Origin of the sequence: Kribbella sp. NPDC050459, from assembly GCF_040655315.1 — a bacterium.
GTDB lineage: Bacteria > Actinomycetota > Actinomycetes > Propionibacteriales > Kribbellaceae > Kribbella.
In genome coordinates, this window is record NZ_JBFAJQ010000003.1 from 847,652 (window position 1) to 868,227 (window position 20,576).

The following is a 20,576-nucleotide window of genomic DNA, read 5'->3' on the forward strand; positions in this document are numbered from 1 at the left end:
GTGGCAGGCGACGAGGCCGCGACCCTGGTCGCCGCGGCGCTGGAGGCGTTGCGTGGCAGGTCCTGGACGGCCGACGGGGACGCCCGGGCGATGCCTCAGATCCAGGCGATCCAGCAGGCGCCGGAAGCGCTGCGGCGCGAGTGCATCCTGACCGCCTCCGATCGGGTGGACAGCTACCACTGCGTGCAACTGCTGTCGGTGATCGCGCGCAAGCGCGTCCAGCTGTCCGAGGAGCAGATCGAGCGACTGCTGACGCCGCGGCTCGGCGAGCTCGAGCAGCCCGAGTTCTGGTGGAGCAGCGAGGCGCTCCGCGCGGTCAGCCGCCAGATCGAGCACGCGTACGCCGCGTTGCCCGGCGTAGAGCAGGAGCGGTTGAAGCCGCTGATCGTCCGGGCGGCTGATCAGGCTCAGGACGCGGCGACCGCGACCCGGCTGAGGAAGCTGGTGGGGCCCGAGGACAAGCTCCGCGTCGACCTGATCGACGGGGGCGACGACGTCGGGCCGCGCCTGCGCAGCGCGTTCGAGGCCGCCGGCGAACCGGCCGACGTGGTGGCAGCGGCGGTCGACGTTCTCGCGGCGTTTCCCGGCAGCGGCCGACCGTCGAAGAAGTGGCTCACCGAGGCAGAGCACGTCGCCGGCCGGCTGACCGGTCCCGCGGAGCTGGTCGGTGCACTCCTCGATGCGCCTCTCGACGCGAGCGACAGCGAGACGGCGTACACCCACAACGCCAGCACCTACACCGTGCCGCACTACGCCACCGCCGCCAACGAGGCCTTCCTGTGCGGAGTCGTCGCGCTCGCGGGGCTGCTGCGGGATCCGGCGCTCCTGTCGCGGCTGCGGCGGCTTGCGCTCAAGACCGTGACCGTTATCGGGGGTCAGTTCGGAAACCCCCGAAGCCTTCGGATCGCCAACGCCTCGGCGCAGGCGATGGCCGACATCGGCGCACCGGCGTCCATCACCGAGCTGCTCGCACTCGAGCGCTCCGTGCGGCACGGGACCCTGTTGAAGCAGATCCGCAAGGCCGTCGACGCGCTGGCCTCGGCGCAGGGAATGACCCGCGACCAGCTTCTGGAACGCGCCGTCGAGACCCATGACCTCGACAGCGACGGCAAGCGCCGCACGGAGCTGTCGCGAGGCTTCGCCGAGGTCGTCGTGGACGGAAGTACGGCCTCGCTCGTGTACGTCGACGAGAACGACAAGCCCCGCAAGTCCGTACCCCCGGACGTGAAGCTGGCCAGCGGCGACAAGCTCGCAGCGATCCGCGATCAGCTCAAGGCGATCCGGAAGACGATCGCCGGCGAGCGTGTGCGGCTGGACGGCCTGATGGCGGCCGACCGCTCCTGGCCGCTCGACGACTGGCGCAGCTGGTACCTGGACCACCCGGTCACGGGTCGGCTGACACGCACTCTGGTCTGGGTCTTCAGCACGCCGCAAGGAGAGAGCATCGTCGGCGTTCCGCTCGACGGCGCGACCGCGGTCACGAGCTCGGGTCAGCAGGTCGAGATCCCCCGGCAGGCAGAGGTACGGCTCTGGCACCCGATCCACGCGTCCGCGGACGACGTACGGGCGTGGCGACGGCGGCTGCTCGAGCAGCAGGTCGTCCAGCCGTTCAAGCAGGCGTTCCGCGAGCTGTACGTGCTCACGCCGGCCGAGGAACAGACGCGCGTGTATTCGAACCGCTTCGCCGGGCATGTCTTCGGACAGGTCCAGGCTCGCGCGTTGATGAAGGGGCGCGGATGGTCCCCGGTCGCGGTCGCGTGGTGGGACGACGGCATCGACAACGGCGTGGCCCGGCGTACGTTCGACGCGGCGGGAATCCGCGCCGAGTTCTACTTCGACCCGATCCACGACCTGCAGCCGGACGCGACCGACCTCTACCCGTACTGCACCAGCGACCAGGTGCGTTTCGTCGACGTCCGCGGTGACGAGTCGGTCGAGCTGGCCCAGGTTCCGCCGCTCGTCCTCACCGAGGCGCTGCGCGACGTCGACCTGTTCGTCGGGGTCACGTCGATCGGCGCCGATCCGGAGTGGCTCGACCGCGGTACCGAGCGCCGCTTCGACACGTACTGGCACACGTACGGCTTCGGTGATCTGTCCGCGGCCGGCGAGATCCGGCGCGAGGTGCTCGAGCAGCTAGTCCCGCGCCTCGCGATCGCCGACCGGTGCTGGTTCGAGGACCGCTACCTGATCGTGCGCGGCGACCTCCGCACGTACCGGATCCATCTGGGCAGCGGCAACATCCTGATGGCGCCGAACGACCAGTACCTGTGCATCGTGGCCGCCCGCGACGGCCAGGCGCAGAAGCTGTTCCTGCCGTTCGACGACGACCCCGTCCTCAGCCTGGTGCTCAGCAAGGCGTTCCTGCTCGCGAACGACACCGCGATCACGGACCCGACGATCACCGCCCAGATCAACCGCCGCTGACCCGGCGGCCGATAGGTTGGGCGGCATGCGTGATGTTCGGGTGGTCTATCGCAAGTACGACGAGAAGCTGCACTGGCATCAGTGGATGCGCTATCTGGGCGAGGACGAGTACGGCGTGTGGCTCGGCGCGCCGGCGGGGTCGGTGTCGCAGCGGGGCGACGAGCTGACGGTGACCCAGGAGCAGGCGCACGTGCAGCTGTTCCCGCGGGACCAGTGGTTCACCGCGATCTTCAACGACGAGCCGCGGTACACCGAGATCTACGCCGACATCACCACGCCGGTCGAGTTCTCCGACGACGTGGTGACGATGATCGACCTCGACCTGGACGTGATCAAGCGCCGCGACGGGACCGTGTTCATCGACGACGAGGACGAGTTCGCCGAGCACCAGGTCAAGTACGCGTACCCGGCGGACGTGATCGCGACCGCCCGCCAGACCTGCGACTGGCTGGTGCGAGCGGTTGCGACCGACGAGCCGTTCCTCACCGTCTACAAGACCTACCTCGACAAGGTCAGGTAGCCGGGCTAGAGCGAGGTCCGGCCCATCGCCACCGCGACGACGCCGACGAACGTGAGCAGGAGCGCCGAGCCGGGGTGCATGCCGATCGAGATCCGGATGTCGCGCTTCTTCCAGGCCAGGTGGACGCCCGGGTACAGGAAGACGAGCTTGGACAGCACGGTCCACGGGGCCCAGAAGTGGTACACCGAGAAGAAGAACACGTTGAAGATCGGGGCCCATCCGCGCAGCTGCGGCAGGCGGGGCAGCAGGAACCCGCGGAAGTAGTACTCCTCGATCAGCGGCAGGAACCAGCCGGTGAACGGGCCGCAGATCAGTAGGGTGGTCAGGAGCTTCTGCTGCGAGTACCCGTTGAGGTACGACGTGGCGCTGTCACCGGTGCCCGCGTAGTGGATCCACGAGAAGGCGTTGTCGTAGAGGAAGTTGTCCAGCGGGGTCAGCGACAATGACACGACGGTCATCCACAGGAGGCAGCCCACGATCAGCGCGGTGACCTTGCCGCGCGAGACCGGGCGGTCCAGGTACCTCAGGGCGCCGCGCAGGCAGTAACGACCGGTGACCTGCCTACCCAGCCAGGCCATGCCCAGCAGCAGCGGAAACAGGACCACCGCCAAGGCGATCGCCCAGGCAAGGAACGGCGGGTAGTGGATCGCGCGGACGACGGGCGCGGCGACGAAGGCGTAGACCGCGACGATCAGGGCGCCGGGGACGAGGTGCAGCGCGATGGACAAGGGGATCGAGTGTTTCTCGGCGAGCAGGGTCTCGACGAACTTCGGACGGGGCTTCGTGAGCGTGGTTTCGGTCATGCCAAGAAGATTCGCGGCCCAGCCTGACACGGACCCGCCACGAGCCTGACGCGCTACCGCCACCGAGAACTACTGCGCTGTATGGACGCTCAGGACCCCGTTCTTCAGCATCATCACGCCGGGGAGCGGGCCGCGCTGGCCGGCGTACATGTCGGCGATCGGGGCGACGGTCAGGTAGAGGTTCTGTCCGGGCGGTACGTCGACGGCGACGGCGGGGAGTTCGATCGTGCGTCGTACGCCGCGCGCGGTGGCCTTCTCGCGGAGCGGCATCGTGTTGTTCTGGACGACCTTCGCGGTGAGCGGGCTCGTGCCGACGCTGAGGGCGAAGTACGCCCCCGACCGCGGGATCACCGTGTAGACGTCCGCGGTCAGCGTGGGCGTGCCGGCGATCGTGACCGGGCCCTTCGCGATCGGCAGGTTGACGGGGAGTCCGACGCCGGTCGGCGCGACGATCTTGCCGAGCTCGTAGCGCTTGTCGAGCGTCAGATTCCGTTGCGTGAGGCAACGGCCGTCGGCGGTCGCCAGGTGGTACGCGCCGAAGCCGGTCAGCCCGGTCGCCTGGTGCAGGAGCCGCAGCCGCATGAAGCGGATCGAGAGGCTCGAGAACGACGGCGATCCGAGCGTGACCGAGCAGGGGTCGCCGGCGGTCGCGTAGCCGGGAGGTACGACGCTGGGCAGCGTGTGGCCGCCGTTGTACCCGACGAAGATCGACCGGGCCCGGGCACGAGCGGTCAGCGCGTGGTCGAAGTTCGCGAGGCCCTGGTTGAGGTTGAACAGGTTGTCGGAGATCCCCTGGCCGAACAGCACTGGGATGTCGAGCTTGCGCCCCTGCCGCACGTGCCAGGCCGGTCCGTTGTGCGCGAAGAACGCGTCGAGGTCGCGTCCGGCCTGGCCGGCCGGCCAGGCGCCGGTCGCGATCAACGCCACGAACGCCTTGGACACCGCCGGCGGCAGATGCGTCCCGCCGCCCGCGAACAGGATCGACAGCCACATGGTCCGGGCGGCCTCCTGCGGCGCGAGGCTCTGCTTGAGGTCCCACCAGGTGATCTCCGGTGCGAGCGCGTCGAAGCGGGTCCGGCCGCGGTCGCGAAGCTCGGTGAAGGCGCCGGCGAACTGGTAGCCGCCGCCGTACGACCCGCCGATGGCACCGATCAGCGGGTCACCGGGACCTTGCTTCGTCACCCAGTCCAGCCCCGCGACGAGGTCGACGAGCTTCACCACGTCGCGCCCCTCGTAGTCCGGGTTCATCACGTGCGCGACGCCGGTGCTCTGGCCGAAGCTGCGTTGGTCGAAGCTCAGCACGCCGAAGCCCGCGTCGAGCCACGCCTTGAATGCGGCCGGGTCCGTGGTGCGGCTCCCACCCCAACCGTGGCTGTGGAAGATCAGCGGCACGGTGTGCTGCGTCGACGCGGTGGCCGGCTTGAACAGCGAGTAACAGATCCGCACGGGCGTCGTCGTACCGGTCTCCGGGACCGACTCCACACATCCGTTGCTGACCGTGTCGGCCGCCGCCGCGGGAACGACCGAGGAGCAAAGCAGCGCGATCACAGCGACCAGCCACAGCAGACGACGCATCAGTCACTCCCGGTGATCGACGGATCTCGCTTCGCACACGCTAGAGGACCGGCTGGGGCCTGACCAGTCCCCGGCCTCAGCCGTGGGCGAACCGTTGGGCAGAAACTGGGTGGAATCGGCCGCGCGCTGCGACACTGTGCGCGTGCATATCGCGATCGAGGTCGTGGCCCTCGTCGCCGTCGTCGCGGCCGGCGCCGCGTTGGCGCGGCGGTTAGGGATCTCGGCCCCTCTGCTGCTGGTGGTCGTCGGGATCGCCGCGTCGTACCTGCCGTTCATCCCCCGCGTCGAACTCGCCCCCGAGGTCGTCCTGGTGGGATTCCTGCCGCCGTTGCTCTACTCGGCGGCGATCAAGACCAGCCTGGTCGACTTCACCAAGCACCGGCGCTCGATCGGGCTGCTGTCCGTCGGCCTGGTCGCGTTCACCGCGCTCGGTGTCGGCGTGGTCGCCTGGTGGCTGCTCGGCCGGGTCGCGGAGTCGATCGGTCAGGAGCCGCTGCCGTTCTGGGCCGCGTTCGCGATCGGCGCCGTCGTCGCGCCGCCCGACGCGGTCGCGGCGACCGCGATCGCGAAACGGGTCGGCCTGCCCCGGCGCGTCGTCACGATCCTCGAGGGCGAGAGCCTGATGAACGACGCCACCGCGCTGGTGTGCCTGCGCACCGCGATCGCGGCCGCGCTGGTGGCGCCGACCGTGTGGGACGTCAGCCTGGACTTCCTGCGTGCGGCCGGCGGCGGTGTGCTGATCGGCATCGCGGTGGCGTTCGTGCTGGCCAAGGTCCGGCGCCGGTTCACCGATCCGGTGCTGGACACCACGCTCAGCCTCACCGCGCCGTTCATCGCCTACATCGCGGCGGAGAACCACTACGTGCACGCGTCCGGCGTCCTCGCGGTCGTGGTCACCGGCCTGCTGCTCGGCCACAAGGCACCGATCATCCAGTCGGCCAAGTCGCGGATGTCCGAGCGGACCAACTGGCGGACCTTCCAGTTCCTGCTGGAGAACACGGTCTTCCTGCTGATCGGGCTGCAGACCCGGTGGATCCTCGACGACCTGACCGCGAGCCCGCTCCCGACGTGGCTGATCGCGACCACGACGATCGCGGTCTTCGTCGCCGTGGTGCTGCTGCGGCCGATCTGGATCATCCCGACGACGCTGCTGTCGCGGCGCTTCCTCGGACCGTCCCGGCCCGGACCGGTGTCGCGCAACGCGCTGATCGTGGTGTCGTGGGCGGGGATGCGCGGCGTGGTCACGCTGGCCGCGGTCTTCACGCTGCCCGAGAGCACGCCACACCGGGAAGTGCTCGTGTTCATCGCCCTGGCCGTCACCGCGGGCACCCTGCTCGTGCAGGGCTCGACGCTCCCCTGGCTGGTACGCCGCCTCCGCCTGCCCGGCCCCGACCCGGCGGAGGACGCGTTGCAGGAGGCCGCCGTACTGCAGGGCGCTCATCGGGCCGCGATCGAGAAGCTCGACGAGATCTCGACGCCGACCGATCCGCCCTCGGTCCTCGACGTCCTGCGGCAGCGGGGCGAGGCGCGCGCACAGGCCGCGTGGGAGCGGCTCGGGCGGCCGGAGACCGAGTACGAGACGCCCAGCGAGGCGTACCGGCGGCTGCGGATCGAGATGCTGCAGGCCGAACGCGCGCACATCCTGAAGGTTCGCGACGCCGGGCTGGTCGCGGACGAGGTGCTGCAGCGGGCGCAGAACGTGCTCGACATCGAGGAGTCGATCCTGGATCGCGACGAGGACGACGACGTCGGCGGGCGGTCCGAGGACCTGAAGCCGAAGACGACGCCGGGTGGGGCGTGTGAGCACCTGGAGCAGGCGCCGGTCGTGGTCACTCCGAACACCCCGGACGGCTGCGAGGAGTGCCTGGCCGAGGGAGGCTCCTGGGTTCACCTGCGGCTGTGCCTGGGCTGCGGTCACGTCGGGTGCTGCGACTCGTCGGTGATGAAGCACGCCAGCAAGCACCACGAGGAGACCGCGCACCCGGTGATGCGCAGCTTCGAGCCGGGCGAGACCTGGCGCTGGTGCTTCGTCGACGAGAAGCTAGGTTGACCAGATGGCGGACTGTCTCTTCTGCTCCATCATCGCCGGTACGACACCTGCGCAGATCGTGCTCGACACGCCGGACGTCGTCGGCTTCCTCGACATCCGACCGGTGTTCAAGGGGCACACGCTGATCGTGCCGCGGGCGCATGTGCCGACGATGGTGGAGATGACCGACGAGGTGATGATCCCGCTGTTCGGGGCCGCCCGATCGGTCGCGAGCGCCGTCCGGACCGCGTTCGACGCGCAGGGCTCGTTCGTTGCCGTGAACAACGTCGTGTCCCAGTCCGTGCCGCACCTGCACGTCCACGTCGTACCACGCACCAAGGGCGACGGTCTGCGCGGCTTCTTCTGGCCCCGCACGAAGTACGCCGACACCGCCGAAGCCGAGGAGTACGCCGGAAAACTGCGCGCCGCCCTCGGCGACTGAGCAGCTCGGCTTTCCTGGTCAACTCGATGACGTGAGCATCAGCCGGGGATGCTTTTCTCGTACTCCACCTGGGGCAGCGGGTTGCCGTCGCCGAAGTCGCGGGTCCGGGTGGCGCCGGTCTCGGTGAAGCCGCACTTGAGGTAGAACCGGCGGGACTGCGGGGTGTCGCGGAGGGTCCAGAGATGGACGTGGCCACCGAGCTCTCGCAGGGTGGCTTCCATCAGCGCGGCCGACACGCCGCTCCCCCAGCCGTCGGGATGCGTGTAGAAGCTGTGAATCTCCGCGAACCCGGGCCGGCTCCCGGACGCGCCCGCCCACGACATCGCGAGCGGTCGCTCGCCGACGAACCCAAGCATGACGAGCCCGTCCCCCGCGCTCAGTCGCTCGTGCCATCTGGTCAGCCGGCTCTCGATCCCTTCCCGCGCGACATCCTCGGAGAAGAGCGGCGCGTAGGCGGCGCCCCAGGACGCGGCATGAATCTCGCCGACAGTCACACCGTCGGCCGCCGTCGCGCGTCGCGCGGAGAAGGCTCCGGCCGCCCGGTCGGGGCGCTCCGTGGACCGGTGAGTCGGGGCTCCCGCGACTCCGTCCGCGGACTGATCCGTCGGGGCTCCCCCAAATCCATCCGCGAACTGATCGCTCGGGGCGCCTCCAGCTCTCTCAGTGGACTGGTCGGTCAAGGCGCTCCTCCAGCTTCGTCAGCGCGCGCTCGACGGCGACGCGCACAGCCTGATCGGGGTCGTCGGCCAACGGCCGGATCGCCTCCGCGTGCTCGAACTCCCCCGCCGCACCGACCGCGCGAACCACGGCCGCCCGCACGCGCGGCAGCTCGTGGCCCAGATCCGGCAGCAGCGCGTCGACCAGCTGGCCGAGCTCGCGCTGCGCGGTGATCTTGGCGACATGCTCCCGCACCCGCCAGGCCGGATCATCCGCTGCTCGGCGGAGCACGTCGACGACGTCATCCCGCCAGATGTACAAGAACACGCGGGCTGCCCAGACCCGGATCCAGTAGTAGTTCACCGGATCAACAGGCGACTTCCACCCGCCCGGGTTGTCCGCCCCGGTGATCGCCACCAGCTTCGGCAGCTCAGCCCCGTACGCCGCCTCCCCCGAGATCTCCCCGCCGAGAAACGCGACACACCAGTCGATCACGGTGTCCTCGCCGTACGCCGCACACGCGGCCCGCACGACGTCCCGCGGCGACTCCCTCTCGCTCATCCCCCCAGTCAACCCCACGGCTCCGACAGTTCCCGGCCGCCGAGTCGTGGACAGCGGCTCTGAAGATCAGCCACAATCCACGACTCGCGCTGCGCCGCACGAACCATTCGCCACGACTCGGCGACCGCCGGGAGTGCTCAGCCCGCGATCAGCGAGCGCAGCACGTACTGCAGGATGCCGCCGTTGCGGTAGTAGTCGGCCTCGCCGGGGGTGTCGATGCGGACGACCGCGTCGAACTCCTTGACCGCGCCGTCGGGCGACGTCGCCTTGACGTACACCGTGCGCGGGATGGCGCCGTCGTTCAGCGCGGTGACGCCGGTGATGTCGAAGGTCTCCTCACCGGTCAGGCCGAGCGACTCTGCGGTCTCGCCCTCCGGGTACTGCAGCGGGAGGACGCCCATGCCGATCAGGTTCGACCGGTGGATGCGCTCGAACGACTCGGTGATGACGGCCTTCGCGCCGAGCAGCGCCGTGCCCTTCGCGGCCCAGTCCCGCGACGAGCCCGAGCCGTACTCCTTGCCGGCCAGGATCACCAGCGGGGTGTTCTGTTCCGCGTACGCCTGCGCGGCGTCGTAGATCGTGGTGACCGGCGCGTCGTCCTTGGTGAAGTCGCGGGTGAAGCCGCCCTCGGTGCCCGGCGCGATCTGGTTGCGCAGCCGGATGTTCGCGAACGTGCCGCGGATCATCACCTCGTGGTTGCCGCGGCGGGAACCGTACGAGTTGAAGTCCTTGCGGTCCACACCGTGCTCGGCCAGGTACTTGCCGGCCGGGCTGTCGGCCTTGATCGAGCCGGCCGGGGAGATGTGGTCGGTGGTGACCGAGTCGCCCAGCTTGGCCAGCACCCGGGCCCCGGCGATGTCGGTGACCGGCGACGGGTCCTTCGCCATGCCCTCGAAGTACGGAGGCTTGCGCACGTAGGTCGACTCGGCGTCCCACGCGAACGTCTTGCCCTCCGGCGTCGGCAGCGACTGCCAGCGCTCGTCACCGGCGAACACGTCGGCGTAGTCCTTCGCGAACATCTCCTTGTTGATCGAGTTCGCGATGGTGGCCTCGACCTCGTCGGCGCTCGGCCAGATGTCCTTCAGGAACACGTCGTTCCCGGCGGTGTCCTTGCCCAGGGCATCGGTCTCGAAGTCGAAGTCCATGGTGCCGGCCAGCGCGTACGCGATCACCAGCGGCGGGCTGGCCAGGTAGTTCATCTTCACGTCCGGGTTGATCCGGCCCTCGAAGTTCCGGTTGCCGGACAGCACGCTCACCACCGCGAGGTCGGCTTCCTGAACTCCGGCCGAGATCGCCTCGGGCAGCGGGCCCGAGTTCCCGATGCAGGTGGTGCAGCCGTAGCCGACCAGGTGGAAGCCGAGCTTCTCCAGGTACGGCGTGACGCCGGCCTTCTCGTAGTAGTCGGTGACGACCTTCGACCCGGGCGCGAGCGAGGTTTTCACCCACGGCTTCGACGCGAGGCCCTTGTCGACCGCGTTCTTCGCGAGCAGCGCGGCCGCGAGCATGACCGACGGGTTCGACGTGTTGGTGCAGGAGGTGATCGAGGCGATCACGACGTGGCCGTGGTCGAGCTCGATCTCCTGACCCTCCAGCGAGACCTTCGTCTTCTTCGACGGGCGGTCCTTGGCGGCGTGCACCTCGTGCGGGCTGTCGTCGACGTTGCCGTGGCCGTTCGGCGCGTCGCTGGCCGGGAAGCTGCCGGTCTCCGACGGGTCGACGTCCTTCTCCTCCGCGGCGTAGTCCGGCAGCACGCCGCGGAACGACTCCTTGGCCTTGCTCAGCTCGATCCGGTCCTGCGGCCGCTTCGGCCCGGCGATCGACGGTACGACGGTCGACAGGTCGAGCTCGAGGTACTCGGAGAACCGCGGCTCGACGGCCGGGTTGTGCCAGAGGCCCTGCTCCTTCGCATACGCCTCGACCAGCGCGACGTCGTCGTCCGACCGGCCGGTCAGCCGCAGGTAGTCCAGCGTGACGTCGTCGATCGGGAAGATCGCACAGGTGGAGCCGAACTCCGGGCTCATGTTGCCGATCGTGGCGCGGTTCGCCAGCGGGACCGCCGCGACGCCGTCGCCGTAGAACTCGACGAACTTGCCGACCACACCGTGCTTGCGCAGCATCTGGGTGATCGTCAGCACGACGTCGGTCGCGGTCGCACCGGCCGGGACCGCACCGGTGAGCTTGAAGCCGACCACCTTCGGGATCAGCATCGACACCGGCTGGCCGAGCATCGCGGCCTCGGCCTCGATCCCGCCGACGCCCCAGCCGAGCACGCCGAGGCCGTTCACCATCGTGGTGTGGCTGTCGGTGCCGACGCAGGTGTCCGGGTACGCCTGGCCGTTGCGGACCATGACGGTGCGGGCCAGGTGCTCGATGTTCACCTGGTGCACGATGCCGGTGCCCGGCGGGACGACCTTGAACTCGTCGAACGCGGTCTGGCCCCAGCGCAGGAACTGGTACCGCTCGCGGTTCCGCCCGTACTCGAACTCGACGTTGCGCTCGAACGCGTCCGGCGTACCGAACACGTCGATGATGACCGAGTGGTCGATGACCAGCTCGGCCGGCGCCAGCGGGTTGATCTTGGTCGGGTCACCGCCGAGCTCGCCGACTGCCTCGCGCATCGTGGCCAGGTCGACCACACACGGGACGCCGGTGAAGTCCTGCATGATCACCCGCGCCGGGGTGAACTGGATCTCGGTGTCCGGGGCCGCGTTCTGGTCCCAGTTGCCGAGCTTGCTGATGTGCTCAGCGGTGATGTTCGCGCCGTCCTCGGTGCGCAGCAGGTTCTCCAGCAGGACCTTCAGCGAGTACGGCAGCGTGTCCGCACCCTCGATGCCCGCCAACCTGAAGATCTCGTACGACTGTCCGTTGACCTCGAGTGCACCCTTGGCACCGAAGCTGTCGACGCTCGCCATCAACCCGCTCCTCTTGTCCGCTCCGTGTCCGCTGCGCCCCATCCTGCCGAGCGCGTTGACCGGCTGCGAGGTCAGGTTCACCTAACCTCGCGCCGCAAACTCTCTCGACATCAAGATACACGACATCGAGCCAACTTTCCCGCGATCAGGAAACCTGTGGAAGAACCTCCGCCGCGATCAGGTCGAGGTGGTCGAGGTCCTGCAGATCCATGATCTGCACGTACTGGCGCTGCGATCCGACCGCCGCGAACTGCCCCAGCCGGTCCACGACCTCGGCCGGCGTCCCTGCGATGCTGTTCGCCTTCAGGTCCTCGACGTCGCGGCCGATCGCCTCCGCCCGCTGCTTGACCTCGGCGTCGTCCTTGCCGACGACCACGGTGTGCGCGGTGGACAGCGCGAGCGTCTTCGGGTCACGTCCCTGCGCGACGCAGGCGGCCTGCACCCGCTGGAAGAGCGTCTCGGTGACGTCGACACCGCGGAACCCGGCGTTGAACTCGGCGGCGTACTTCGCCGCCAGCTCCGGCGTCCGCTTCTTGCCCGCGCCGCCGACGATGATCGGCGGGTGCGGCTGCTGCACCGGCTTCGGCAGCGCCGGCGAGTCGCTGATCCGGTAGTGCTCGCCCTGGAAGTCGTACGTCTCCCCCACGGGCGTGTCCCACAGGCCGGTGATCAGCTCGAGCTGCTCGGACAGGATGTCGAAGCGGCCGGGGGTGTCGGGAAAGTCGAGGCCGTACGCCTTGTGCTCGGCCTCGTACCAGCCGGCGCCCAGGCCGAGCTCCGCGCGGCCGCCGCTCATCTGGTCGACCTGCGCGACCGAGATCGCGAGCACGCCGGGGTTGCGGAACGTAGCCGAGCTGACCAGCGTGCCGAGCTTGATCCGCTGCGTCTCGCGGGCCAGCCCGGCCAGCGTGATCCACGAGTCGGTCGGGCCCGGGAGGCCGTCGTTGTCGCCCATGACGAGGTAGTGGTCGGAGCGGAAGAACGCGTCGAAGCCGTTCTCCTCGGTCTTGCGGGCGACCGCGAGAAGGTCGTCGTACGAGGCGCCCTGCTGAGGTTCGGTGAAGATCCTGAGAAGCATGGCGCCCACGCTATCTCGCGCTGGTGTACAGCTTCTCCAGGTACGACGGCTGCCACTCGGGACCGCGGTCGTACAACCGGCGGACCAGCCCGTCGACGTCGAGCCGCTCCTCCACCGGGTTGTCCCACCAGTCGGGCACCTGGTCGTACCAGCGGTCGATCCGCAGCGTCCGGCCGGCCGCGTCGATCCGCGCGAACAGCCACCCGCCCAGCTCGCTGCGCGCCTCCGTCAGCCACAGGTCGCCGAGCAGGCCGCTGAGCTTGTCCGCCGCGAACTCCGGGTCGTCGACCTCCGGCGGCTCCAGGTCGAACCGGTACGACGGCGCGCCCGGATCGAGCACCTGCACCTGGATCGTGAACCCCGACGGCACGATGGCCGTCCGCGCCCGGCACCACTCGTGCAACGCCTGCACCGCCTCCGACTCCTCCGGCCGCGGCCGCGGGCGCTCCACCTCGGCCCGCATCGCTTCCTCGATCGAACCGGCCACAGGCACCACCCGCGGCCCGCCACCCCCGATCAACCCAAGCCCGGGCACCACCATCGCGACCGCGTCCAGGCGATCCGTGGTGGCATCGTCCGGCGCGTCATCGAAACTGACCGCAGGAATCACACCGGTCGGCTCGTCGTCGTCGACGACGGGCATGCTCCCCGTAGGCGTGTCGTCGTCCAACTCCGCCGCGTCCCAACCACCCGCACGCCGAGCATCCGCAGATTGCTCCGCGCCGGCCTCGGTCCAGTACCGCGAATCCCCGGGCTGACCGCGCCGTCCGTCGCCATCCGGTTGCGCCATCGAGTCCTGGCCGGCGTGCGGTCCACCCCAGGACTGCGCCTCCGGACCGGGGCTCTGCTCCAGGCCGGCGTGCGGTCCTGCCCAGGACTGCGAGGCCTGGCCGCGAGCAACGTAGGGCTCAGGCTCGGGTTGCGGTTCTGGCTCGGGTTGCGGTTCTGGCTCGGGTTGAGGCTCCGGCTCGGGCTCCGGCATGGGGTCCGGCTCGGGCTCTGGGTACGGCTGGGGGAACGGCTGCGGCTCCGGCTCGGGCAGGGGCTCCGGTCCGGGTTCGGGCTCCGGGTCCGGGATCGGCGTCGGCTCGGGAGCCGGGCCGGGCGTCGGCTCCGGGCCCGGGATCGGCTCGGGCGTCGGGGTCGGGTACGGCTGGGGGCCGGGGCCTGGGGTGGGCTCGGGTGTCGGGCCTGGGTACGGCCGGGGGGTTGGCTCGGGTGCCGGGCCTGGTTCTGGCGCGGGTGGGGTGGGCTGTGGCCAAGGAGCGGGGTGTGGTTCGGGCTGGGGCCACGGTTCGGGGTGTGGTTGCGGCCAGGGCTGAGGATGAGGCTCTACCTGACCTTCAACCTCCGCCGCACGAGCCCGCGCGAAGACCTCGTCCTCGCCGTCGAACTCCTCGTACCGCTCATCACCCCCCGCCACGTCACCCGGCACATCGACGATCCGCAGACCATCAGCCCGCACGTCGCCTGTCCAGACCCCCTCACCGACAGACCCAGACCTCCGTACGCCGCCAGCCTGCGCATCCTCGCCCGGCTCGTCACCGGCCGACGCCCGTACGCCGGAAGCCCTCGCTGCCTCACCCGGTACATCGTCGGTCGGCGCAGACGCTCGTACGTCCGAGGTCCGCACAGGCTCGCCCGTCGGCGGGTGCGGCTGTACGTCGGAAGCCGGGCTGAGCTCCATCGGTACGTCGGAAGTCCGGGCTCCCCGGCCCGGCAGCTCGCCGGTCGGAGCGAAGGCTCGTACGTCGGAGGCCGGCGCGGGCTCAGCCGGTACGTGAGAAGTCGGCTCGGATGCCTCGCCCAGCGGCGTACGTGCGCGTGCGTCGGCGGCCCGTGCATCGGGCGCATACCTCCGTACGTCGGCTGCGGGCGGGGCTGTCTGCGGTACGGCGGTGGTTGACGCCTGCACCTCGGAGGCTGGTGCGGGTGAGCTTGGGTCCGCGCCGTCGAGGATTGCGGGGATCTCGGCGGTCTGGTCGTCCGCGTCTGCGAGGTCCGAATGGTCTGGCGTCGGGTCGGGGTCGGTGTGTGCGACCGGGGCGAAGGGAGACGGGCCGGTGAAGGAGGCCAACTCCTCCTCGTCGGCCGCCGCCTCGACGTACGGCCGGTCTGCATCCTCGCGAACGTCAGCGGTGCCGTCCGCCCGCCCAGCGTGGTCGCCGGCAGGACCGGCCTGGTCGTGCGCCAGCCCAGCGTGGTCGCGGGTCGCACCGGCGTGGTCGCGGGCAGGGCCAGCGTTGTCGTGGGCCGGCCCAGCGTGGTCGCGGGCCGGACCGGCGGGGTCGCGGGCAAGGCCAGTGGGGGCGTGGGGCGGACCCGCGGGGTCGTGGGTCGGACCGGTCTGGTCGCGGGCAGGGCCGGCGTGGTCGTGGGTCGGACCGGCGGGGGTGTGGGCAGGACCGGCGGGGGTGTGGGTGGCGGCTTCGTGTGGCTGGGGGTTGTGGGCCGCGGTCTCTTGGGGCGGGGTGGTGTCGTGGGCGCGGTCGACCGCCGCCGACTCGTCTGCGGGGAGGTCGAGGACTGCTTCGATCTCGGCGGTGGGTGCGTCGTCGTCCTCGAGGTCTGCGTTCGGGGCGAACGGTGAACCGGCAGGCGCCGCGTCCGGTGCCTGGCCGGCGGTGAAGGGCGAACCTGCCGCGCCCGGCGCGAACGGCGAGTCGGAACGAGCGACTTCCCGAGCATCCCGCGTGAACGGCAACTCGGGTACGGCGCCCTCCCGATCGTCCCGCGCGTATGGCGCGGCTTCCCGGCCGTCCCGAGCCAACGGCGAGTCGGGACGGGCGGGCTCCCGGGCACCCTGCGCGAACGGCGGGTCGGGGTGTGCGCCCTCCCGAGCATCCTGCGCGAACGGCGAGTCCGGACGGGCTACCTCGCGAGCATCCCGCGCGAACGGCGAGTCGGGACGGGCAGGCTCCTGGGCATTCCGCGCGAAGGGCGAGTCCGGGCGGGCTGCCTCGCGAGCATCCTGCGCGAAGGGGGAGTCGGGGTGGGCTGGTGGCGCGGGTGGGGTGTTGGTCGGGTCGGTCGTGGGGGCTTCTACCCATTGGCCGTTGACCCAGCCGGGGCCGGTCCATGGGGGCTCGGCTTCGGGGAAGGGGGTGTATTCGCTGGTTGCGTCCTGGTCGGACCAGGACTGTTGTTCGGCGGTTTCGAAGTCCTGGTCCGCGGGAGCGGCCGCGGCGGGGGCGTCGGCGAAGAGGCTGTTGTAGAAGTCGTCGCCTTCGTACATCCCGCCGCCGACGCGCGGCGGCTCGGAGGACGGGAGGTTCGGGTTGTAGGCCGGTGTCGGAAGACCCGGACCGGACACGTTCTCGGGGAGGTATGTGCCGGGCGCAGCGAGATCAGCCTCGGGCCGTTCGTACTCAGGCTCCTCGGCGGTCTTCCGGCGCCGCAGCCAGCCCTGCTTCCGAGATCCGCCGGTGTCGTCGGGCTCGCCGGGTGACAGCGGCGGCGGGTCGGCGATCGGCTGGCCGGTGAAGGGGCTGATGCCGGGCGGGACGACGTACGACTCCTCGTCGTCGGCCTGCGGGTTGTCTCCGATCACGGCATCTTCAACGACGGACACCTCGGCCGTGTCAGGGTCCGCGGCGAAACTTGCCGGTTCTGCAACGTTGCGGGTGAAGTCCTCCGCGGCGACGACGCCGGCGGGCAGGTCGGGCTGCACCGGGGACCGCGGGTCGATGGCGAAATGGCCGAAGTACGCCGCGAGGGCCGGCGCCGAGATCCCGGGGCCGGCCGCGGCCCGGATCAGCTCCACGCCCTGCGGGCGGAGCTCGTCGAGGCCGCCTAGGTAGTCGCACCACTCCGCGACCCACTCGGCCATCACGTCGGCGGTGGCCTCGTCCGAGGTGATCCATTGCCCGATCGGCGCGAACCCGTCCTCGACCGGTTGCCACGGATCGCCGGGGTACGACGCGCGCGCCCAGCTCCCGTTGAACGCGCCGTACACGAAGCCGAGCTCGCCGGCGGTCTGCCGCTGCCGCACCTCGGGCTGCCCGATCCAGTCGGGAGATCCGGCCAGCAGGTCCTCGCCCGCGGTCTGGCTGTGCTGCGTGTGGAAGCCCCACAGCACCGCCCGCCCGTCCTCGAGCCGCACCATCCGCAGCACGGACGCGGTCTCGTCCTGATGGTGGTACCCGTCGGCGTCCGCATACCACCGGCGGTCGAAGCCCGTGGCATGGGCGACCGCGGCGAGTGCGGTCCAGCGGGCGCGCAACTCCTCCGGGTCGTCCAGGTCAACGAGCGGCATCAGGTCTCCAAGCGCATGTGGAATCCAGGCCCAGACGCTACCCGAGCCCTCCCGGACTGACCACTTCACTGTCCACAGGCTCGAGAATGGCGACGCACTCGATGTGGTGGGTCATGCCGAACAGGTCGAAGGCGCGCAGCGACGCGATCCCGTACCCGAGCCGCCCGAACGTCTTCAGGTCCCGGGCCAGCGCCGCGGGATCGCACGCGACATAGGCCACCCGGCGCGGACCGAGCGCCGCGATCCGCCGTACGACGTCCTTCCCGGCGCCGGTGCGCGGCGGGTCCAGGACGACGAGGTCCACGTGTTCCAGGCCCTGACCGGCGGCGGCGTTCAGCACCCGGTCGACGTCGCCGTTCTCCAGCGTCACGCCGTCCAGGTCGTGCAGGTTCCGCCGGGCGTTCCGTACGGCGTCCTTGTCGCCCTCGATCGCGAGCACCGGGCATCCCGCCTCGGCCAGGAAGGCCGCGAACAGCCCGGCACCCGAGTACAGGTCCAGCGCGGTCTCTCCGGCGACAGGCTCCAGCCCGCTCAGTACGGCGTCCAGCAGCATCTCCGGCGCCGCAGGATGGACCTGCCAGAACCCACCGGCCTCCACCAGGAACCGCCGGTCGCGTACAACCTCAACGAGCCGCTCCCCCGGGTCCTTGTCGGTCTGTACGGCGGTCTTGCCCTCCGACGACACCACGGCCTGCACAGACGTCACGCCCGGCCACCGTGAGCCAAGGACGTCCGGGGTCCCCGGATGCGCGATCAGGCATCGGTCGATGGGCACCAGGTCGTGGGAGCGGTGTGCGTACATGCCAGGCCGGCCGTCCACCACGGCGTACCGCATCCGGGTCCGCCAGCCGAGCCCGTCGTCGCCCGGGGACTCCATCACGATGGTCCGCTCGATCCCGCCGATCCGGCGGAGGGTGTCCGACACGACCGTAGCCTTCAGCCGCCGCTGCTCGACGATGTTGGCGTGCTGGAAGTCGCAGCCGCCGCAGCGCCCCGGCCCGGCATACGGGCACGGCGGCTCGATCCGCTGTGGGGACGGCGTGAGCACCTGGACCGCGTCGGCCCGCAGGTACTTCGCCGTCTGCTCTGTGATCCGGGCGTGCACCAGCTCCCCCGGCAGCGCGTGCCGGACGAAGACCACCTGCCCCTCGTGCCGGGCGACGCAGTGTCCCCCGTGCGCGACTGGCCCTACCTCCAGCTCGACTACCGCCCCGACCAGACTGTCCTCGTCCGTCATGAGCTACCGCCCCATGACCCGCCGAGCGGCCGCGAGGCATTCAATACAGTCACCGATCTCCTGACGTCTTTCGGGCCCCGCGCCGTACCTGGCCGGCTACCCGTTCCACCCGGTCCTGCCGCTCCTCGGCCCCCTGCGACGAGAGCAACTGATAAGGAACGGACGTAACCATGACACCAGGTGTGAACAAGAGCCGCCCCTTGAGCCGCAGTGCGCTCTGGTTGTGCAGGATGTGCTCCCACCAGTGCCCAACGACATACTCCGGGATGTAGACCATCACCACGTCGCGCGGCGACTGCCGCCGGATGTCGCGCACGTACTGCAGGATCGGCCGGGTGATCTCCCGGTACGGCGAGGCGAGCCGCTTGAGCGGGATCGGGATGCCGCGGGCCTCCCACTCGGCCTGCAGCGCGTCCGCCTCGTCCCGGTCGACGTCGACGGTGACTGCCTCGAGCTGGTACGGGCGGGCCGCCTTGGCGAAGGCCAGGGCCCGCAGGGTCGGCTTGTGCAGCTTGGAGACCAGGACGATCGAGTGCACCCGCGACGGCAGCATCAACGGCTCGTCGCCCTCGGCGGCCATCTGCTTGCGGACGGTGTCGTAGTGCCGGTGGATGCCCTTCATCAGCACGAACAGCACCGCCATCGCGATGATCGCGATGTACGCGCCGAGCAGGAACTTCGTGATCAGCACGATGATCAGCACGATGCCGGTCAGCGTCAGGCCGATCGCGTTGATCACCCGGGACCGCTTCATCCGGGCCCGCTTGACCGGGTCCTCCTCGGTGCGCAGCAGCCGGGTCCAGTGCCGGACCATGCCGGTCTGGCTGACCGTGAAGGACACGAACACACCGACGATGTACAGCTGGATCAGCCGGGTGACCTCGGCGTTGAAGGCAACGATCAGCACGATCGCGAAACCCGCCAGGATGATGATGCCGTTGCTGAACGCGAGCCGGTCGCCGCGGGTGTGCAGCTGGCGCGGCAGGTAGCCGTCGCGGGCGAGGATCGAGCCCAGCACCGGGAAGCCGTTGAAGGCGGTGTTCGCGGCGAGCACCAGGATCACGCCGGTGGCGGCGGCGACCAGGTAGAAGCCGGGCGAGAAGTGGTCGAAGATACCCTTCGCCAGCTGGCCGATCACCGGGTCCTGGTGGTACCCCTCGCCGACCGGCTCACCGTCGCGCAACAGCTGGGTGGCCGGGTCCTCGGCGAACCGCACTTTCATCACGTTGGCCAGCGCGACCACGCTGACCACCATCGCGATCGAGATCGACCCGAGCAGGGCCAGCGTGGTCGCCGCGTTCCGGCTCTTCGGCTTCTTGAAGGCCGGTACGCCGTTGCTGATCGCCTCGACACCGGTCAGCGCCGCACACCCGGACGAGAACGCCCGGAGGATCAGGAACGCCATCGCCAGACCGCTGGCGCCGTGCGCGAACTGGTCCTCGGCGGCGATGTCGAGCGTCGAACTGCTGGCGTCGGGCAGGGTGCCGAACAGCAGCCGGCCGAAGCCCCAGGCGGCCATCCCGAGAATCGTGAACATGAAGATGTACGTCGGGATCGCGAACGCAGCCCCCGACTCGCGGACCCCGCGCAGGTTCATCGTGGTGAGGAACAGCACCGCGATCACGGCCGCGGTCGCCTGGTGCCCCTCGAGCCCCGGGATCGCCGAGGCGGCGTACTGCGCGGCCGACGAGATCGACACCGCGACGGTCAGGACGTAGTCCACCATCAGGGCGCTCGCGACCGTCAGTCCCGCGGTCGGCCCGAGGTTCACGTTGGCGACCTCGTAGTCACCGCCGCCGGACGGGTAGGCGTGCACGTTCTGCCGGTAGGACAGCACCACGACCACCAGCACCACCGCGACGGCCAGCGAGATCTTCCAGGAGATCGTCAGCGCGGCCAGGCCGGCGATCGACAGGGTCAGGAAGATCTCGTCGGGCGCGTACGCGACCGACGACAGCGCGTCGCTCGCGAAAACGGGCAGGGCGATGCGCTTCGGCAGCAGGGTCTCGCCCAGCTGGGTGCTGCGCAGTTTGCGACCGAGCAGCAGCCGTTTGCCGATATCGCCTAGAGCGGGAGTCACACC

13 protein-coding genes are annotated in these 20,576 nt (G+C 70.2%); 4 read left to right on the plus strand and 9 right to left on the minus strand.

Annotation, left to right across the window (positions count from 1 at the left end):
- Together AB0I12_RS15270 and AB0I12_RS15275 are read left to right on the plus strand one after the other, a co-directional pair.
- Window positions 1–2,424, plus strand: a complete 2,424-nt coding sequence (locus tag AB0I12_RS15270; protein WP_359929469.1) for a DUF4132 domain-containing protein — start codon at window positions 1–3, stop codon at window positions 2,422–2,424.
- A gap of 25 nt (window positions 2,425–2,449) precedes the next feature.
- Window positions 2,450–2,944, plus strand: coding sequence for a DUF402 domain-containing protein (locus tag AB0I12_RS15275; protein ID WP_359929471.1), 495 nt, complete (start codon window positions 2,450–2,452; stop codon window positions 2,942–2,944).
- A gap of 5 nt (window positions 2,945–2,949) precedes the next feature.
- Here the strand turns inward: AB0I12_RS15275 and AB0I12_RS15280 are convergent, their stop codons facing one another.
- Both AB0I12_RS15280 and AB0I12_RS15285 read right to left on the minus strand, forming a co-directional pair.
- Entirely contained in the window at window positions 2,950–3,747 is a 798-nt protein-coding gene (locus AB0I12_RS15280) for a CPBP family intramembrane glutamic endopeptidase (protein ID WP_359929473.1), read from the minus strand.
- A gap of 69 nt (window positions 3,748–3,816) precedes the next feature.
- Window positions 3,817–5,322 carry a CocE/NonD family hydrolase gene (locus AB0I12_RS15285; RefSeq protein ID WP_359929475.1) on the minus strand — a complete coding sequence of 502 codons (1,506 nt, stop codon included), beginning with the start codon at window positions 5,320–5,322 and terminating at the stop codon, window positions 3,817–3,819.
- A 142-nt stretch (window positions 5,323–5,464) separates the two neighbouring features.
- Between AB0I12_RS15285 and AB0I12_RS15290 the strand changes: the two genes are divergently transcribed.
- Complete coding sequence (locus tag AB0I12_RS15290; RefSeq protein ID WP_359929477.1) at window positions 5,465–7,372, plus strand: Na+/H+ antiporter; 1,908 nt, start codon at window positions 5,465–5,467, stop codon at window positions 7,370–7,372.
- Window positions 7,373–7,376: 4 nt separating this feature from the next.
- Window positions 7,377–7,793, plus strand: a complete 417-nt coding sequence (locus tag AB0I12_RS15295) for an HIT family protein (protein WP_355690494.1) — start codon at window positions 7,377–7,379, stop codon at window positions 7,791–7,793.
- Window positions 7,794–7,831: 38 nt separating this feature from the next.
- On the opposite strand, the gene AB0I12_RS15300 is transcribed toward AB0I12_RS15295, so the two are convergent.
- The 7 genes from AB0I12_RS15300 to AB0I12_RS15330 form a co-directional block, all read right to left on the minus strand.
- Window positions 7,832–8,287 carry a GNAT family N-acetyltransferase gene (locus tag AB0I12_RS15300; protein WP_359929480.1) on the minus strand — a complete coding sequence of 152 codons (456 nt, stop codon included), beginning with the start codon at window positions 8,285–8,287 and terminating at the stop codon, window positions 7,832–7,834.
- Window positions 8,288–8,453: 166 nt separating this feature from the next.
- Window positions 8,454–9,011 carry a HEAT repeat domain-containing protein gene (locus AB0I12_RS15305; protein ID WP_359929482.1) on the minus strand — a complete coding sequence of 186 codons (558 nt, stop codon included), beginning with the start codon at window positions 9,009–9,011 and terminating at the stop codon, window positions 8,454–8,456.
- Between the two features lie 137 nt (window positions 9,012–9,148).
- Window positions 9,149–11,923 (minus strand): aconitate hydratase AcnA, encoded by a 2,775-nt coding sequence (gene acnA, locus AB0I12_RS15310; RefSeq protein ID WP_359929484.1) that lies wholly within the window; start codon window positions 11,921–11,923, stop codon window positions 9,149–9,151.
- Between the two features lie 145 nt (window positions 11,924–12,068).
- Entirely contained in the window at window positions 12,069–13,001 is a 933-nt protein-coding gene (locus AB0I12_RS15315; protein WP_359929486.1) for an LLM class F420-dependent oxidoreductase, read from the minus strand.
- Between the two features lie 10 nt (window positions 13,002–13,011).
- A complete protein-coding gene (locus tag AB0I12_RS15320; RefSeq protein WP_359929488.1) occupies window positions 13,012–17,256 on the minus strand; it encodes a hypothetical protein in 4,245 nt (1,414 codons plus the stop codon).
- 37 nt (window positions 17,257–17,293) lie between these two features.
- Window positions 17,294–18,493, minus strand: coding sequence for a class I SAM-dependent RNA methyltransferase (locus AB0I12_RS15325; protein ID WP_359929490.1), 1,200 nt, complete (start codon window positions 18,491–18,493; stop codon window positions 17,294–17,296).
- A 49-nt stretch (window positions 18,494–18,542) separates the two neighbouring features.
- Window positions 18,543–20,573 carry an APC family permease gene (locus tag AB0I12_RS15330; protein ID WP_359929492.1) on the minus strand — a complete coding sequence of 677 codons (2,031 nt, stop codon included), beginning with the start codon at window positions 20,571–20,573 and terminating at the stop codon, window positions 18,543–18,545.
- Between the last annotated feature and the right edge of the window lie 3 nt (window positions 20,574–20,576).

Coding starts and splice junctions, on each gene's coding strand:
- AB0I12_RS15275 (WP_359929471.1), top strand. CDS start 2,450: ATGCGTGATGTTCGGGTGGTCTATCGCAAGTACGACGAGAAGCTGCAC.
- AB0I12_RS15280 (WP_359929473.1), bottom strand. CDS start 3,747: ATGACCGAAACCACGCTCACGAAGCCCCGTCCGAAGTTCGTCGAGACC.
- AB0I12_RS15285 (WP_359929475.1), bottom strand. CDS start 5,322: ATGCGTCGTCTGCTGTGGCTGGTCGCTGTGATCGCGCTGCTTTGCTCC.
- AB0I12_RS15295 (WP_355690494.1), top strand. CDS start 7,377: ATGGCGGACTGTCTCTTCTGCTCCATCATCGCCGGTACGACACCTGCG.
- AB0I12_RS15305 (WP_359929482.1), bottom strand. CDS start 9,011: ATGAGCGAGAGGGAGTCGCCGCGGGACGTCGTGCGGGCCGCGTGTGCG.
- acnA (WP_359929484.1), bottom strand. CDS start 11,923: ATGGCGAGCGTCGACAGCTTCGGTGCCAAGGGTGCACTCGAGGTCAAC.
- AB0I12_RS15315 (WP_359929486.1), bottom strand. CDS start 13,001: ATGCTTCTCAGGATCTTCACCGAACCTCAGCAGGGCGCCTCGTACGAC.
- AB0I12_RS15320 (WP_359929488.1), bottom strand. CDS start 17,256: ATGCCGCTCGTTGACCTGGACGACCCGGAGGAGTTGCGCGCCCGCTGG.
- AB0I12_RS15325 (WP_359929490.1), bottom strand. CDS start 18,493: ATGACGGACGAGGACAGTCTGGTCGGGGCGGTAGTCGAGCTGGAGGTA.